The sequence below is a fragment of the Bacillus sp. 7894-2 genome (genome assembly GCF_002272225.1).
Classification (GTDB): domain Bacteria; phylum Bacillota; class Bacilli; order Bacillales; family Cytobacillaceae; genus Cytobacillus.
The window spans coordinates 87,990-104,858 of the sequence record NZ_NPDG01000019.1 but is presented as its reverse complement, the minus strand read 5'-3'; the positions used below and the strand labels follow the sequence as shown (position 1 = coordinate 104,858).

The 16,869-nt window shown below is 39.6% G+C and carries 15 protein-coding genes; 13 read left to right on the top strand and 2 right to left on the bottom strand.

The window, feature by feature from the left end; translation table 11 throughout:
- Nucleotides 1–4 precede the first annotated feature (4 nt).
- Nucleotides 5–931: a cupredoxin domain-containing protein gene (locus CHI10_RS04350; protein WP_286137133.1), complete on the bottom strand. Its 927-nt coding sequence runs from the start codon at nt 929–931 to the stop codon at nt 5–7.
- Between the two features lie 235 nt (nt 932–1,166).
- Between CHI10_RS04350 and CHI10_RS04345 the strand changes: the two genes are divergently transcribed.
- The 13 genes from CHI10_RS04345 (at nt 1,167) to CHI10_RS04285 (ending at nt 15,477) form a co-directional block, all read left to right on the top strand.
- A complete protein-coding gene (locus CHI10_RS04345; RefSeq protein WP_095243105.1) occupies nt 1,167–1,916 on the top strand; it encodes a PIG-L deacetylase family protein in 750 nt (249 codons plus the stop codon).
- Nucleotides 1,917–1,944: 28 nt separating this feature from the next.
- On the top strand, nt 1,945–3,741 hold the full coding sequence (locus CHI10_RS04340; protein WP_095243104.1) for an ABC transporter substrate-binding protein: 1,797 nt from the start codon (nt 1,945–1,947) through the stop codon (nt 3,739–3,741).
- Nucleotides 3,742–3,817: 76 nt separating this feature from the next.
- Nucleotides 3,818–4,795 carry an ABC transporter permease gene (locus CHI10_RS04335; RefSeq protein ID WP_095243103.1) on the top strand — a complete coding sequence of 326 codons (978 nt, stop codon included), beginning with the start codon at nt 3,818–3,820 and terminating at the stop codon, nt 4,793–4,795.
- A complete protein-coding gene (locus CHI10_RS04330) occupies nt 4,788–5,645 on the top strand; it encodes an ABC transporter permease (RefSeq protein WP_095243102.1) in 858 nt (285 codons plus the stop codon). Before CHI10_RS04335 ends, CHI10_RS04330 begins: the two co-directional genes overlap by 8 nt.
- Before the next feature lie 3 nt (nt 5,646–5,648).
- Complete coding sequence (locus CHI10_RS04325) at nt 5,649–6,620, top strand: ABC transporter ATP-binding protein (RefSeq protein ID WP_095243101.1); 972 nt, start codon at nt 5,649–5,651, stop codon at nt 6,618–6,620.
- A complete protein-coding gene (locus tag CHI10_RS04320) occupies nt 6,613–7,617 on the top strand; it encodes an ABC transporter ATP-binding protein (RefSeq protein ID WP_095243100.1) in 1,005 nt (334 codons plus the stop codon). Before CHI10_RS04325 ends, CHI10_RS04320 begins: the two co-directional genes overlap by 8 nt.
- A gap of 18 nt (nt 7,618–7,635) precedes the next feature.
- Nucleotides 7,636–8,265 (top strand): NAD(P)/FAD-dependent oxidoreductase, encoded by a 630-nt coding sequence (locus CHI10_RS04315; protein WP_095243099.1) that lies wholly within the window; start codon nt 7,636–7,638, stop codon nt 8,263–8,265.
- A gap of 118 nt (nt 8,266–8,383) precedes the next feature.
- Nucleotides 8,384–8,731, top strand: coding sequence for a metal-sensitive transcriptional regulator (locus tag CHI10_RS04310; RefSeq protein ID WP_095243098.1), 348 nt, complete (start codon nt 8,384–8,386; stop codon nt 8,729–8,731).
- Nucleotides 8,732–8,744: 13 nt separating this feature from the next.
- Nucleotides 8,745–8,951, top strand: coding sequence for a copper chaperone CopZ (copZ, locus tag CHI10_RS04305; RefSeq protein ID WP_095243097.1), 207 nt, complete (start codon nt 8,745–8,747; stop codon nt 8,949–8,951).
- Between the two features lie 252 nt (nt 8,952–9,203).
- Nucleotides 9,204–11,627 (top strand): heavy metal translocating P-type ATPase, encoded by a 2,424-nt coding sequence (locus CHI10_RS04300; RefSeq protein WP_095243096.1) that lies wholly within the window; start codon nt 9,204–9,206, stop codon nt 11,625–11,627.
- A 6-nt stretch (nt 11,628–11,633) separates the two neighbouring features.
- Nucleotides 11,634–12,482 (top strand): hypothetical protein, encoded by an 849-nt coding sequence (locus CHI10_RS04295; RefSeq protein ID WP_095243095.1) that lies wholly within the window; start codon nt 11,634–11,636, stop codon nt 12,480–12,482.
- Nucleotides 12,483–12,732: 250 nt separating this feature from the next.
- Nucleotides 12,733–14,973 (top strand): ATP-binding cassette domain-containing protein, encoded by a 2,241-nt coding sequence (locus tag CHI10_RS04290; RefSeq protein ID WP_095243094.1) that lies wholly within the window; start codon nt 12,733–12,735, stop codon nt 14,971–14,973.
- Nucleotides 14,974–14,994: 21 nt separating this feature from the next.
- Complete coding sequence (locus tag CHI10_RS04285; RefSeq protein WP_095243093.1) at nt 14,995–15,477, top strand: hypothetical protein; 483 nt, start codon at nt 14,995–14,997, stop codon at nt 15,475–15,477.
- Between the two features lie 83 nt (nt 15,478–15,560).
- Here the strand turns inward: CHI10_RS04285 and CHI10_RS04280 are convergent, their stop codons facing one another.
- Nucleotides 15,561–16,727, bottom strand: coding sequence for an ROK family transcriptional regulator (locus CHI10_RS04280; protein ID WP_095243092.1), 1,167 nt, complete (start codon nt 16,725–16,727; stop codon nt 15,561–15,563).
- Nucleotides 16,728–16,869 lie beyond the last annotated feature (142 nt).

Genomic DNA, 16,869 nt, shown 5'->3' with positions numbered 1-16,869 from the left:
TTTTTTATTTTACAATTAACTTCCCCGTCATGCCGCTTTCCTTATGACCAGGAATAGTACAATAAAACTCATAGACTCCCGTTTTGGTAGGTGTAAAAGTAATAGCTGCGGAACTGTTGGCTGAAGCATGCAAATGAAAATCTGCTCCACCGGAAGTGTGCTCAGTATGCTGACTAACTGAACCTTCTTGGAAACTTAAGTTCTTTATTTCAATATCATGATCAACTTGATCATGATTATTTAATGTAATAGAAGCAGCTTGATTCTTTTCCACAATAATTTCTGAAGGTGAATAACTAAAATCTGATGGGTGAACATTTAATATAATCTTTTGATTTTCTATTTCGGAATTATCTTGAATGCCATGTTGATGCTGACCTGATGAATTCGAGTCTGAAAAAGCAATGTTTTTGTCCAATTGATTTCCAAAAAGCAGAAAAGATAAGAGGAGAACAAATGTTAAAAATGGTTTTAAAAGCCAGCTCTTGTTGTTAACTTCATTCTCATCCTCTTTTGAAACAGGTAAAATATAAAATAAAAGTAATGAACTTGTGGTTAGTGTAAGCATAATATTCAATAAGACAGCAGCTTGCTCATGCGTAATCATCTCCCCTAGCATTGCTCCCATCATTCCACCCATAAGACCAGACATAAAACCTTCGATAGAGGACAATGTACCCAAACTTAATCCGCAGACTAAGCCTCCAACAGCACCGACTCCGATAGAGATTAAAGTGGAAGAATATAAATCTCCCTGATAAAGTGATCCGAACAGAACCCCAGCGGTTAACCCTATATTCATTCCCATCATCATCGCAATGACCATAGCATGCATATTTGTCAATCGCTCTCTTAATTTATGAGCGATTAAAGATACTAATATGGCAATCCCTGATAATGTTGCAAGCACAAAATAGTGAAATAAACTCACAATGATCAACCCCCCTTGTATTGCTAAATGATATGTACAAGAAAGACATGCCATGCTAATAATTTTATTCTCGTGAGGATCAGGCAGTATTCACAAATTGGGAAATTAGAAGTATAAAAATTTAAAATTTTCTAACGATTCAGTATTTACAAATTATTAGTTTGGTATTATCATGTGATTTAATACCCGGCTATACGATAGAGGGGTACTGTACATTATGAGGAGGTTTTAAGAGATGTCGAAAGGTCAAAAGGTTTTATTCCTAGGTGTCTATGGTATGGAAGTTGTTGAATGCGGAGGAGCTCTGGCAAAAAATGTTTTAAGCGGGGGCGAGTCATATGCAACGATCATGCTTTGTCGAGAATCAAGCCAGCCTCAAGTTAGAAATGCAGCACAGACATTAGGTGTCAATGTGTCATTTTTAAATTTTCAATATGGAACGGTTGATTTAAGTAAGGAGTCGAAAGTGAAATTAATCAAGGTAATAAGGGAAGTGAAGCCTGACATTATCATTACACAAGATCCCGAACACTCTTTCCATGACTTAGATCCGGATCGCCGTCCAGCCATGACATTATTACTTGAGTCAATTGCACTGGCTAGCAGAGACTTTGCACTGGATGAAACACCAGGATTAAATCCGCACCCCATTCCAACAATCTATTATATGACCCCGCACCACCCTAATACTGTCATTGATATATCAGATGTATGGGATAAAAAAGAAGCGGCTATGGATATGCTTGAGAGCCAAATGGAGTTTAGCGGAATGCATTTTGATGACATGCTCGATTTCAAAGCAGCGGAAATCTTATCTCCTGGATTCTCTCAACTAAACAATTTCCATGAAAAAGGCAGGGCGATCCATAAGGTGCTGGATAAAGCAGTCCATGTCTATCATGGCCTTGCTACTCACGGTCATTTTGCACTTGCAGAAGCATACAGAAGGGAAGGTAACTTTCATCTGGACGAGTTAATTAAATAAAGAAAATAACCAATTAGGGGGAGTGAAGATGAAAAAGTCTTTTCTTAGTCTCGGCTTAATACTTATGCTATTATTTTCGGGCTTTCAGCCGGTCCATGCTGAAGAGGCTGTCAAATCCTTAAAAGTGGGCATAACGAAAGATGAAAATGGTTTAAATCCTTATACGTATATAACGGGTTATCCGGGACTGGATTTGGTGAATTTACTCTATGATACTCTTTTTAACTTGGATGAAAATAACAAGCCTCAGCCTTGGCTCGTAAAAGATTATACAGTAAGTGAAGACGGAAAAACGTATGAATTAAATTTGCATGAAAATGTTAAATGGCATGATGGTGAGCCGCTAACTGCAGAAGATGTGAAGTTTACCATGGATTATTTTATTGAATATCCAAAATCCCGATTTACTAATCCGTTAAAAGCAATCAGTTCAATTGAGGTTTTAAGTGAGACAAGTATAAAGCTAGTATTATCCCAAGCTGATCCAAACTTCATGATCCAGCCTCTGTCCGACTTGCCCATTTTACCTCAGCATATATGGTCTAATGTGACAAACCCAGATGAAGAAACAAATGCGCTTGGGAGTGGTCCTTATATACTGGAAGAGCATAAATCAGGACAATACTACAAAATGAAATCGAACGAAGAATATTTTAAAGGTACTCCGCCGATTAATGAATTGATTTTCCCAATTATTGAAGATACGACTGCCATGTACAATGCTCTTCAGGCTGGAGAATTAGACGTAATTTCAACCAGTATCTCTCCCGAACTTGTTGAACAATTTGAATCAAATTCATCATTAAAGGTTGTAAGAGGTCCTGGATATAGTACAAGTCTATTCCAAATAAATGCAGAGAAATATCCAATGACTGAAACACCGTTTCGCCAGGCGATTGATTATGCCATTGATAAAGAAAACATAGTGAATACAGTACTGCTTGGATTTGCAGAAGTTGGAAGTCCAGGGTTTATTCATCCTTCTTCTTCTTATTATAATGAAGATCTTAAACCGGTTTATGATCAGGAAAAAGCCAAGCAAATATTAGAAGCAGCAGGCTTTATAGATAAGGATGGAGATGGATTTAGAGAAGATCAGGAAGGGAAAAAAATTAATTTAACTACGCTCGTCTATGCAGGAAACCCAATTAGAATCAGGACGGCTGAATTAGTTTCAGAAGCATTGAACGAGGTGGGCATTAAAAATACAGTGAAAGCCATGGATTCCACGACAGTTGACTCATTAATGTGGCCGGATTTCGATGTAAGTAAAGGAAGAGATTATGATCTGGGGGTTTGGAGCTGGTCAAATACGATGCAATTGTTTCCAGACAGACTGAATGATCTATTCCATTCAGATCCAACAATCGGATCCGTTAATATCGGGGGATATAAGAATGAAGGGTTTGATCAGCTGGGTGAAAAATTAAAAGTAACGTACGACGAAACAGAACGGCTGAATTTGATAAAAGAAATGCAGGCATTTGTTGCTGATGATGCTCCATTTGTTACTCTTTACTATCAAGAAATTGTGAATGCCTTTAATCCAGCGAAGTATGATCAATATGTTTTTCAAGTAGGTAAGGGAATAATTAATAAATTGTCCTTTGTTTCAGGAGAAAAAACAGATCTCACTACAGAGAATCAAAATGGAAAAGATGCTAAATCTGCAGATAATAAAGTAAGCAATAATGAAGACTCTGAAAGTGGAAACAACACAACCTTATATGTATTTGGTGCAATACTCTTATTGGGAATCATTGCGTTTTTCTTTTTAAGAAAAAAGAAGAAAAGCGACAAAAACAATGATGACTTTGATTTTTAAACAGAATATTTTCCCGTAAAAACAAATTTTACGGGAAATCCTTTTTCAATGAATGAAATAATTGGAGGTGAATGAGTTGGGGAAATTTATTGCTAACAAGCTATTGCAATATTTAATCGTGATACTTTTAATGCTGACGCTTAACTTTTTATTGCCACGGCTTATGCCGGGAAATCCATTAGTGTTTTTAGCAGGGGAAGATGTAGGGTTTATGTCGAGTGCTGAAAAAGAGGCCATATTAGATAAACACGGACTCAATGACTCCCTCCTGGAGCAATATGGCACTTATATAAAAAATATTTTAACCGGTGATTTTGGATATTCGTATCAACAAAAAAGGCAAATCTCTGAACTGTTAATGGAGCGTCTTCCCTGGACAATGCTGCTTACAGGACTGGGACTTGTAATTTCTACAATTATCGGTGTAATGTTTGGGGCCATTTCTGCCTGGCGCAGGGGGACAAAAACGGATGCTAACCTTCTAACAGTTTTCATGTTTTTAAGTGCAATGCCTTCTTTCTGGGTTGGGATGATCTTAGTGTCCGTTTTTGCATCTCAATTAGGCTGGCTTCCAGTTTTCGGAGCGGAAAGTGCTTGGTCTAATCTCTCTGGTATTGATAGATTGATTGACATTGGTGAACATCTCATCCTGCCGCTGACAACTCTTATTTTAATATCTGTAACAAGTACGTTCATGATTATGCGCTATTCAATGTTAAATGTACTTGGCGAAGATTATATTATGATGGCAAAAGCAAAGGGAGTAAAGGATAAGGTTATTAAATATAAACATGCGATGAGAAATGCACTTCTTCCCGTTGCTACAGTATTCATGCTGAGTTTAGGTTTCACATTGGGCGGTGCTACAGTGATTGAAACTGTATTTGCCTACCCCGGTGTAGGGCGGTTAATGTTTGAATCGGTTTTAAGCAGAGATTATCCTCTGATCCAGGCGACATTCTTAATTATCACTTTCAGTGTAGTTATTGCTAATTTTCTAGCCGATTTAATTTATCCTTTATTGGATCCAAAGGTGGGAAGCGGCAATGGTTAATCAAAAATGGAAAAGTTATTGGCAAGTACTTACCTCTAATAGTCTTGGTGTTTTTGGGTTATGGCTATTAATTATCTTTTTGCTGATTGCACTCCTTGCACCAATCATTGCACCGTTTGACCCGACTGAAAGAGTGGGAGCCCCCTTCACCGAACCGAACACAAAATTTTTATTGGGCACAAATGATGTAGGACAAGACATTTTAAGTGAACTTTTATATGGAACAAGGATTTCACTCTTAATAGGAGTTATTGCTGCTTTTATATCCATCCTTATTGGGTGCCTTGTTGGAGTGATTTCAGGCTACTATGGCGGAAAGGTTGATGCATTTTGCATGAGATTGGTAGACTTAGTGCTTGTTATCCCGTTTCTGCCACTGATGATTTTATTAGCAGCTTTTATAGGCCCAAGTTTCTGGAATATTATACTTGTTATTAGTCTGCTTTCCTGGGCTAGTCCAGCCAGGGTAGTAAGGTCACAGGTACTAACTTTAAAAACAAAAGGGTACGTGGAGGCTGCAAAATCAATTGGCACCGATATTCGAGTCATCCTTTCCCGCCACATTTTACCGGGTGTCATACCGATTGCTCTTTCCCAATTTGTTTTGGCAGCAAGCAACTCCATCTTAACAGAGGCTTCACTGAGTTTTCTCGGTCTTGGGGATCCATTTACAAAAAGCTGGGGAACCATTCTATATTATGCTCAGGCTAGAGGAGCTTTTTTAACAGATGCATGGATTTGGTGGGTAATACCGCCAGGTGTGCTGATTACCACATTGGTCATTGGGTTTGCGTTTACAGGCTATTCGCTTGAAGAGGTCCTGAATCCACGATTACGAAAGGAGCGATAAATCATGAGCACCGTGTTATCTGTAGAGAGCCTTTCTACGTACTTTAAAACGGATAAAGGGATAGCTAAAGCAGTAGAGAATGTGTCCTTTACGTTAGATGAAGGTGAAATGCTAGGATTAATTGGTGAATCCGGCTGCGGCAAAACAACAGTTGCTCAATCTATATTAAGATTAATAGAATACCCGGGAAAAGTGGTTTCTGGAAGTGTCTTATTAAATGGAAAAGACCTTTTAAAGGCTTCTGAGAAGGAGCTTTATTCACTAAGATGGAAAGAGATTTCTGTGATTCCGCAAAGTGCCATGAATGCATTGAATCCTATTTTTACAGTGGGAGATCAGATAATGGAGTCGATCCTCCTTCACGAGGATGTTAATAGAACCGAAGCTCTGGAGAGGACAAAAACTCTCCTTGAATTGGTGGGGATTGATGGTGATCGATGGAAGAGCTATCCCCATGAATTCAGTGGAGGGATGAAACAAAGAGTCGCCATTGCAATGGCATTGGCATGCAATCCGAAGCTGGTCATTTCAGATGAGTCCACGACAGGACTGGATGTTTTAACGCAAGCACAGGTAATTGCCCTTATTAAAAACCTTCAAAAGAAAATGAATCTTGCCGTTATTCTTATATCCCATGATTTACCTATGGTAACAGCTATATGCGAAAAAATTGCCATTATGTACGCGGGGAAAATTGTGGAATGGGCAGCGACTGATACTATTTTGAACAATGCCAGACATCCATACTCCCGGGCGCTTCTAAACGCTACGCCTGATCTAAGTGAACCAGAGAAGGAAGTAGTGTCTATACCTGGAAGTGTGCCAAATCTAGTGAATTTCCCTAATTCCTGCCGTTTTCATACAAGGTGTCCTTACGCTTTCGAAAAATGTCGTCAAGAAAGTCCAGACTTGAAAGAGGTTAGGCATGGCCACTACACAGCCTGCTTTTTAGAGGAGGAAGGACAAAATGGATAATTCAATTCTTTTAAAAGTCAATAATCTGAAAAAAACCTTTATAAAAAAATCTGGAACGTTCTTAAAAAGAAAGAAAGTAGATGTTTATGCAGTCAATAACGTAAATCTTGAAATAAAGCGGGGCGAAATTCTGGGCATTATTGGTGAAAGCGGGTGCGGTAAAACTACAACTGCAAGAATGGTCATGCGTTTGATGAAAGAAACAAGCGGAGAAATAAACTTTGATGGAGTTAACCTTTGCAAATTAAAAGAATCTGAAACATATCAATTCAGAAAAAAAATGCAAATGATTTTTCAGGATCCTTATGATACCCTAAATCCTGGAATGAGAATACTTGATATATTAATGGAACCAATAAATGCTCATGAAAAAGAATTGCCATACGAACAAAAAGTTAAAAAAGTTACTGAAGCTATCGAAGCAATCGAGTTAAAACCTGCTGAAGATTTTATTCACAGATATCCTCATCAGTTAAGCGGAGGACAAAGGCAAAGAATTGCCATTGCGAGAGCCATCATTTTAAAACCATCCTTTATAGCTGCAGATGAACCAACATCTATGCTTGATGTCTCCGTGAGAGCCGGCATTTTAAACTTATTGCTGGATTTAAGAAAAAAGATGGGTCTGACGATGATGTTTATTACACATGATTTATCTACAGCCAGTTATATGTGTGACCGGATTGCTGTTATGTACCAAGGGAAAATCGTTGAAATAGGACCGACGAAAAAAATTATCCAGCATCCTTCTCACCCTTATACAAAAGCACTTGTGGCGGTTGTAAAGGACCTGAATAACTTCATCCAGAATAGAGAAAAGCTGATACTTGACGGAGAAGTCGATGCCACAAGGGATGAAAAGGGCTGTCCTTTTGTATCGAGATGTCCTCATAAAGAAAGTGTTTGTCATACTCATATTCCTGAACTCGAAGCAGTGAATAGCGGCCATTTAGTATCCTGCCATTGTCATACTGATTTATTGGAAAAAACATCATAAAAGAAAGGATATGGAAAGATGGACAACAAGAGAAAGAAAATAAAGATTGCAGTAAACGGCGGTATTGATTTTGGGGCGAAACTGTCTGCGAAACAATTGCTCCTTATCGCAAAGCATATGGGTGATCATGACCAACTTGAATTAACCACATTTCAACAGATTTATATTGAAGTTTTTGAGGATGATAAAGATAGTATTATCGGAGAATTTGAAAAAGCAGGGCTGCATTGTTACCCTGTGGGGAGTTTTGTCAAAAGTTTGAGAACATGCAATTTTTGTAAAGGAGCAGAAGAAGAAGGTATGCCGGTAGCTAAGGAATTAAATCGTCGTATTTCGGGCAAGCCAGTTCCTTTTACATTAAAAGCTGCTTATACAGGCTGTCCGGTAGGCTGCGGTGAACCACTTATGAATGATATTGGCATCATGAAAATGCAGGATCATTACGATCTGTATATTGGCGGTAAATCAAAAGGGAGGGATGCCGAAGCAGGAACACTCCTCCTAAATAAACTCACACCAGATGAATTGTATTCTGCCATTGAAAAAGTGATTGATATCTATCAAAAAAATGGCAAGAAAAGGGAAGGGTTTCATAAATTTGTGAACAGAATTGGACGGGAATTCATTCTGGAGAATATTAAAGTTTAGTTTTATTGGGCATATAATGTACTTTTACGTTAACTATTCCTTTTTTATTTTTAAATGCTTCCCGCTTTACATACTATACGGGGGTATAATATAATAGTAATGCAAGGAGGGAAATCAAATGGTATCCGAGACAAAAAATAATCCTATGTTACTTGAAGAAGAGAACTGCTGTGCTAATGGAACTGACAGAAAAAGTCATCATTCCGATAAGGTAAAGAATAACCTGGTTACACGTTTAAATCGTATTGAAGGACAGATCCGCGGAATAAAAGGATTAATCGAAAAAGACACTTATTGTGATGACGTGATTACTCAAATTTCTGCTACTCAGTCTGCATTAAATAGCGTAGCAAAAATACTCTTAGAAGGACATCTTAAGGGTTGCGTGGCAGACCGGCTTCAAGAAGGAGACACGGAAGTGTTAGACGAGGTTCTTGTAACGATTCAAAAATTAATGAAAAAATAAGGAGTTGTTAAACATGGAAAAAGTGACACTAAATGTAGAAGGTATGTCATGCGGACACTGCGTGAAAGCAATCGAAGGCAGCGTTGGAGAATTAGCAGGTGTCTCACAAGTAAATGTCCACCTTGAAAATGGTACCGTTGATGTAGAGTTTAGTTCAGCGGAAGTAACTATTGAGAAAATTAAAGAAGCCATTGATGATCAAGGATATGACGTGAAGTAAACTTTTTTATAATGCTTGTTAAAACAGAACGTGTATATAGAACACGTTCTGTTTTTATAAATCTGACTATACTATCAGCTTAGCTAATTATTCTTGTGCTATTAGAATGGTGATTCTACATAAAAGAAAATAACCAACTAAAATTTTCGTTATCTGAGTAAAAACGATTGACATATAGGGTAGAGGGGTATAGTATATGAGTATAAAGGAATTTATTTCTATCTATCCCCGACAAGGTAAAGGAGTGAAATGATGAGTAGTGCAGCCTTGAAAGAAGTTCAATTACCCATTTCTGGGATGACATGTGCAGCCTGTGCCACCCGCATCGAAAAGGGCTTAAATAAAATGGAAGGCGTCGAGAGTGCAAATGTTAATTTAGCATTAGAGAAAGCATCAATCTTGTATAATCCGGAGGTCACGGAAGTTGCGAATTTTGAAAAGAAGGTTCATGACCTTGGATATGATGTTGTGAAAGAAAAAGCCGAATTTGATTTAATCGGAATGACATGTGCAGCCTGTGCCACCCGCATTGAAAAAGGGTTAAACAAACTGGATGGTGTTAAAAGCGCGACGGTAAACCTGGCGCTCGAAACAGGAACTGTAGAATATAATCCTTCAGAAGTCAGCATTCAGGACATGATCAACAAGGTTGAAAAAATTGGCTATGAAGCAAAATTAAAGAAGGATAGTGAAGATACTGCTGATTACCGGGCATTGAAAGTGGAGAAACAAAAAGGGAAATTTATTTTTTCATTGATTCTATCCCTTCCATTATTATGGTCGATGGTCGGGCATTTTGAATTTACGTCCTTTATTTATGTCCCGGTTATGTTTATGAATCCCTGGGTACAGCTGGCTCTTGCTTCACCGGTACAATTTATTGTAGGTAAGCAATTTTATGTAGGTGCTTATAAGGCCCTTCGGAATAAAAGTGCCAATATGGATGTGCTGGTGGCTTTAGGAACATCAGCTGCCTTTTTCTACAGCTTATATCAATCCATTCAATCAATTGGGTCTAATGCACATATGGTGGAGCTGTATTACGAAACCAGTGCTGTCTTAATCACTTTAATTATTTTAGGTAAATTATTTGAAGCTCGGGCCAAGGGCCGCTCTTCAGAAGCAATTAAAAAGCTAATGGGCCTTCAGGCAAAAACAGCTACAGTGTTACGGAATGGAAGTGAAATGGAAATCCCCCTCGAGGAAGTAGTTGTTGGGGATATCGTCTATGTTAAACCGGGTGAGAAAGTACCCGTTGACGGTGAAATTGTAGAAGGCCGCTCCGCAATGGATGAATCGATGTTAACGGGTGAAAGTGTCCCTGTCAGTAAATCAATCGGAGATTCGGTAATAGGCTCAACACTCAATAAAAACGGGTTCTTAAAAGTGAAAGCAACGAAGGTCGGAAGAGATACAGCCTTAGCCCAGATAATAAAAGTCGTTGAAGAAGCTCAAGGATCTAAAGCCCCTATTCAACGGGTAGCGGACCAAATCTCGGGTATATTCGTCCCAATTGTTGTTGGAATTGCAGTTGTTACTTTCTTAATCTGGTATTTATGGGTCAGTCCCGGTGAATTTGGTGAAGCCCTTGAAAAACTTATTGCCGTCCTTGTTATTGCTTGTCCGTGTGCGCTTGGTCTAGCAACCCCAACATCTATCATGGCAGGGTCTGGACGTGCGGCAGAATATGGAGTGTTGTTTAAAGGCGGCGAACACCTTGAAGGAACACATAAAATTACTACTGTCATTTTAGATAAAACGGGTACAGTGACAAACGGCAAGCCCGTATTAACTGATATTTTAATTGAAGGAAATATGGATGAAGAAACATTTCTTACATTAGTAGGTTCAGCGGAAAGACAGTCTGAACATCCATTGGCAGAAGCAATTGTGCAGGGGATTAAAGAAAAGAATATCTCTTTGCAGGACGCACAAGAATTTGAAGCGATTCCGGGGTACGGAATCAAAGCGAGTGTGAATGGACGTGAATTGCTAATTGGAACAAGAAGGCTAATGAATAAATTTAATATTTCTATTGATTCCATGATAGGAAAGATGGAAAATCTCGAGGATAACGGAAAGACTGCCATGCTTGTCGCAGTTGACGGAGGATTTATTGGAATCATAGCTGTGGCTGATACAGTAAAGGAAACGTCAAAAGCAGCGATTAAACGTTTGAAGGATGCTGGTCTTGAAGTGATTATGATTACAGGTGACAACAAACGTACCGCACAATCGATTGCAAATCAAGTAGGAATTGACATGGCAATTGCGGAAGTGCTTCCTGAAGGCAAAGCTGATGAAGTGAAAAAACTGCAGGCTCAAGGGAAACAGGTGGCGATGGTTGGTGATGGAATTAATGACGCACCGGCTTTGGCAGTAGCCGATATTGGCATGGCGATTGGAACCGGAACGGATGTTGCGATGGAGGCTGCGGATATTACGCTCATTAGAGGGGATCTCAATAGTATCGCTGATGCCATCTTAATGAGTAAAAAGACAATCCGCAATATTAAGCAAAATTTATTCTGGGCATTGGCGTATAATTCACTTGGCATTCCGATTGCAGCAGTAGGATTCCTAGCTCCTTGGCTTGCAGGGGCAGCAATGGCATTCAGTTCAGTTTCTGTCGTGCTTAATGCACTTCGCCTGCAAAGAGTAAAATTAGAGAGGTGATTTAATTTGAAAAAATGGGTGGTTTCAGCAATTGCCTATCTGCTTGTTGTTATGGGGGCATATTATGCGTACAGCTCTTTTTCGGAAACAGGTGCAGAAGAAGTGAGTCATACCGATGAGGCACATAATAATGATGAAAAAACTAAAGATGCAGCAAGTGAAGAAGATAGCGGACACGATGATAGCCACAATGAACATGAATCAGAAACCAGTGTGGAAGGTGATGTTCAGCCACTAATCCAACTCGAAAATGAAGAAATCATTATCACCTTAAAAAATAATAAAGGAGAAATTGTTTCCGATTTAGAAGTAAACCATGAAAAGCTCCTTCATTTAATCGTTGTCAGTTCAGACTTGAAGGAGTACAAACATTTACATCCTGAAACGAATGAGCCTGGTATTTTTAAGGTGAAGCACAACCTAAAACCAGGTGAATATAAGGCTTTTATTGATATAAAGCCAAAAGACTTGGCTTATAATGTAAAGCCTGTTCCTTTTAAAATAGGAGAAGATCACGGAGATCACGAGCACAATTCCCTTCAGCCTGATAGCAATCTATCCAAGCAAATTGGTGGCCATTCTGCATCATTAGCTCTTTCTTCATTCAAGGTAAATGAAAAAATTGAGCTGAAATTTAATTTAAATGGGGAAGTTCCTGAACAATATCTTGGTGCATTGGGACATGTGGTCATTCTTGATGAAAAGGCGGAAAACTATATTCATGTTCACCCGCTTGAGGGTAACGAACCATTGTTTGAAACAGAGTTTACAAATCCGGGAATCTATAAAATCTGGGCAGAATTCCAGTTTGATGGAGAGGTTTTTGTCTTCCCATATGTAATTGAGGTAAAGTAGGCAGGAAAACGGTTCCTTTTAGATAGGGGAACCGTTTTTATTTTTAAAAACTTAGAGTTTAATTAAAGAACTTTAATAATCTATCAAACACTCTGGAGCAACAAACTGAGTCCCAGGGGAAGACCGCGTTTTCCTAAAAAATCAAAAATAATTAAAGAATATTATTGCAATTTGCTTCCCACTATTGGTATGATAATCCTCCGCGCAAATGACATACATACGAAAAATGAAATGAAAAGGAGCTGATTGTGTGAAGCAGGAATTCATCGAAATTATGAATGCCAGAGTAAACAACCTGAAGAATATTAATCTGCAGATTCCAAAAGGAAAAATCACGATTTTTACAGGTGTCTCCGGTTCCGGTAAATCATCCATCGTGTTTGATACGATTGCCCAGGAGGCAGGCCGGCAGTTGAATGAGACGTACAGCAGTTTTCAGCGGCTTTTTCTTCCGAGATATAGCCGCCCGGAAGCAGATGAAATCAACAATCTTTCTACTGCCGTTGTTGTTGATCAAAAACGGCTCGGGGGAAATGCCCGATCCACACTTGGAACCGCTACAGATATTAATCCTCTTCTTCGACTGTTATACTCCCGGTTTGCAGAACCTCATATAGGGTACAGCAACGCCTATTCTTTCAATGATCCCAGCGGCATGTGCCCGACATGTGAAGGGATTGGGAGAATTATTACACTCAACTTGGATGCTGCTCTTGATAAAGAAAAAAGCTTAAATGAAGGTGCTATTCTGCTTCCGGGCTTTGGACCTGGAACATGGCAATGGAAGGCATATGCGGAATCTGGATTTTTCGATACTGATAAGAAAATTAAGGATTATACGGAAGATGAGTTTAATAAGCTTGTCTTTGCTGAACCGGAAAAAGTGACTGTCAGTTATATGAATAATGATATGAATGCCACCTATGAGGGTCTGGCCGTCAAATTTATGCGCCAGCATGTGAAGAGGGACAAAGAGACGTCTAAAACGGGTGAGAAGCTCCTGAAGACCTTCAGCACGATGACTGTTTGCCCTTCCTGCGGAGGAAAGCGGTACAACGAAAAGGTGCTTTCATCCCAGATCAAAGGCTATTCCATTTATGATCTGACATCCATGCAACTGGATCAGCTTATTCATACTCTTCCAAAAATCATTTCACCTGAAGCAAAGCCAATCGCTGACGGGGTCATGGAACGTCTGCAAAATCTGTGTGATATTGGTTTGGGCTATATGGATCTGACGAGGGAAACGCCAACCTTATCGGGCGGTGAATCCCAAAGGGTGAAAATGGTTAAATATTTATCCAGCAACTTAACAGGCCTTATGTACATATTTGATGAACCAAGCACCGGCCTGCATCCGCGAGATGTCCACCGGTTAAATGAATTGCTGGTCCGCTTAAGGGACAGAGGCAATACCGTGTTAGTTGTAGAGCATGATCCGGATGTCATCCATATTGCTGACCATATCGTTGATGTGGGGCCACATGCGGGGACAAACGGGGGAGAGATCATGTATACAGGCAGTTACGGGGAATTCTTATCTTCTGATACATTGACTGCCAATTATTTAAACCGCAGTGCAGAGCTGAACACAAATCCGCGCCCGGTCTCTGATTTTATGGAAAGCAGGAAAAGCACGCTGCACAATTTAAAGAATGTGAGTCTTTCTGTTCCAAAAGGGGTATTTACGGTGATTACCGGGGTAGCAGGTTCCGGAAAAAGTACACTGGTGAATGAAGTGTTTGCAAAAGATTTCCCGGACGCTATCCGTATTGACCAAAGTCCGGTCCATGCCAACATCCGGTCCAATCCGGCCACTTTTACCGGCATTATGAATTCTATCCGCAAGTCATTCTCTGATGCAAATGGAGTGGAGAGCGGATTATTCAGCTACAATTCAATCGGTGGATGCCCAACATGCGGAGGCACCGGGACTGTTGAGATCAACTTATCCTTTATGGATACAATGGAAGTCGAATGCAGTGAATGCCACGGAAGCCGATTTAAGCAGGACGTGCTGCAGTATCTATATAAGGATAAAAATATTGTTGAGATTATGGAAATGTCTGTAGCGGACGCTGTGGAGCTTTTTGATGCAAAAGACATCCAGAGAAAACTCAAAGCACTTAACACAGTCGGTCTGGGCTATTTGTCACTCGGACAGCCGCTGACCACTTTGTCAGGAGGCGAATGTCAAAGACTTAAGCTGGCAAAGGAATTGAATACAAAAGGCAATATTTATATACTGGATGAACCGACAACGGGATTGCATATGTCCGATGTCGCCAATATTTTGGAAATAATTTATAAATTGGTGGAAAAGGGCAATACCGTTATCGTCATTGAACATAACCTGGATGTCATCCGGAAAAGTGACTGGATCGTGGATCTAGGTCCGGATGGAGGTGCAGGGGGCGGTGAAATCCTGTACGAGGGACCGCCGGCAGGAATATTGGAATGTGAGCGTTCGGTTACGGCACAGCATCTGTAAGGAAGAAGCATAATAGATCAAATGGCCATGAACTTTTTCAATGGCCATTTTCTTTATCGGGTATTTGAGATGAGGCAGATCCTTTTTAGGGGGTTTTTCAAAATAGAACAATACACTGGCTTTTTCATTACACTGCTTCTTATCTGTATCATTGTCGTTTTCAGCAAGTATATTGTCTGGTGGGTAAAAAGCGTCATTGTCGCTTACTATATAGTCGTTTCCTATTATTTTATAACCGTAAAAAATAGGATTGATAAGGAATTCGAAGGAATATCCCCAGTGCCTGATGCTTATTGGGACCAGAATTCCGGATGGGTTGATACTATCGCGAATTACCTGTTTTTGCCCTTAGCAGCTATTTTGATATTCGTCTATTATAAGTGGTTTACCAAATCGCATAGCAGGAAGGCTAAAATTCTAATTCTTATTAGTTTGATTCCATCTGCTTTGCTGTTTATGTTTTTCCTTATTTTATTTTCGTTTGCATACGGGTACAGGCCCTAAAGAGGGGTCATACAAAGAAAGAATGTCCCTTACACATCCAGGACATTCTTTTTATATATTTACATAAAGACCGATCCGGCAGTCTATTTATTCAAGTTTTCCCGCAAATCCGAGTTCAAAAAGTTCTCAGTAGCATAAGCAGAAGCCCCAAGTGCTGCTGAATAAATCGATAAATCAGCAAATGTAATATTTAGGTTTTGCTGGTTAAATCTTAAGGAACGATTTTCGACAACTTCTATAATCGATTCGTGCAATAATTCTTTTGCAATGGCTAAGCGATTGCCAATGATGATTTGCTCGGGGTTGAAGGTATTGATGATATTGTTTATGCCAATGCCGAGGCCACGGCCGATTTGACGGAATAAATCCTTTACTTCCTCATCTTCTTCCGCCATGTCAACTAATGACTCCAGGTTCAGATCCTCATGTTTTGAGTTTGCCTGGTTCAGCAATGCCTGTTCAGAAGCATACAATTCCCAGCAGCCTTTGCTGCCGCATCTGCATTCTTTTCCATCGATATCAATCACCATATGGCCCATTTCACCGGAAAATCCTTCAGCTCCCCGGTAAAGGCTGTTTTGTAAAATAAAGCCGACGCCGATGCCGATTCCAGCGCTTACATATATGAGATTTTCGAAGTTTTTCCCTGCTCCGAAACGCTTTTCCCCATATGCTCCGGCGTTCGCTTCGTTGTCGATAATGACAGGAAGGTGAAACTCTGTTTCAATTTCATCCTTTAAATTGATATCTGTCCAGCCCAGATTAGGGGCAAGCAGGATGTTGCTGCCTTCTTTATTAACGATTCCCGGTACGCCAATACCGATTCCGATCACACCATAGGGGCTCTCAGGGGTAGAGTCCAATAGGGATTGAATGATTTCTTTTATAACAAGAATGGTTTCTTCGTACCTCATGCTATTCATATGCTTCAAATGTTCGCTCACAATATTACCGGATAAATCAGTCATGACACCTAAAATATAGTTAACCCCTAAATCAATTCCAATCGCATACCCAGCTTTTTCATTAAAGAGCAGCATCACAGGGCGCCGTCCGCCGCTCGATTTGCCTGGCCCTGTTTCGGAACAGATTTTTTCTTCTATCAGCTCGTTGACCAACGAGGAAACTGTACCTTTAGTCAGTCCCAAATGCTGTGCGATATCTGCCCGTGAAATAGGGGATTGGTCGATGATCGTCTGCAGAACACGTGATTTGTTTTTTATTTTTACCAGCTGCTGATTCCAAGTCATTATTTTTCTCCTCAAATTCTCAATTTCTTTGTCTATTACAATCATATTCCATTTATACCATAATTAAAATTAAAAATAAAACTTAGTTCATTCAATAGACAAACTAAGTTTATGGTGTTAAAATCAATTTGTGATCAAATGA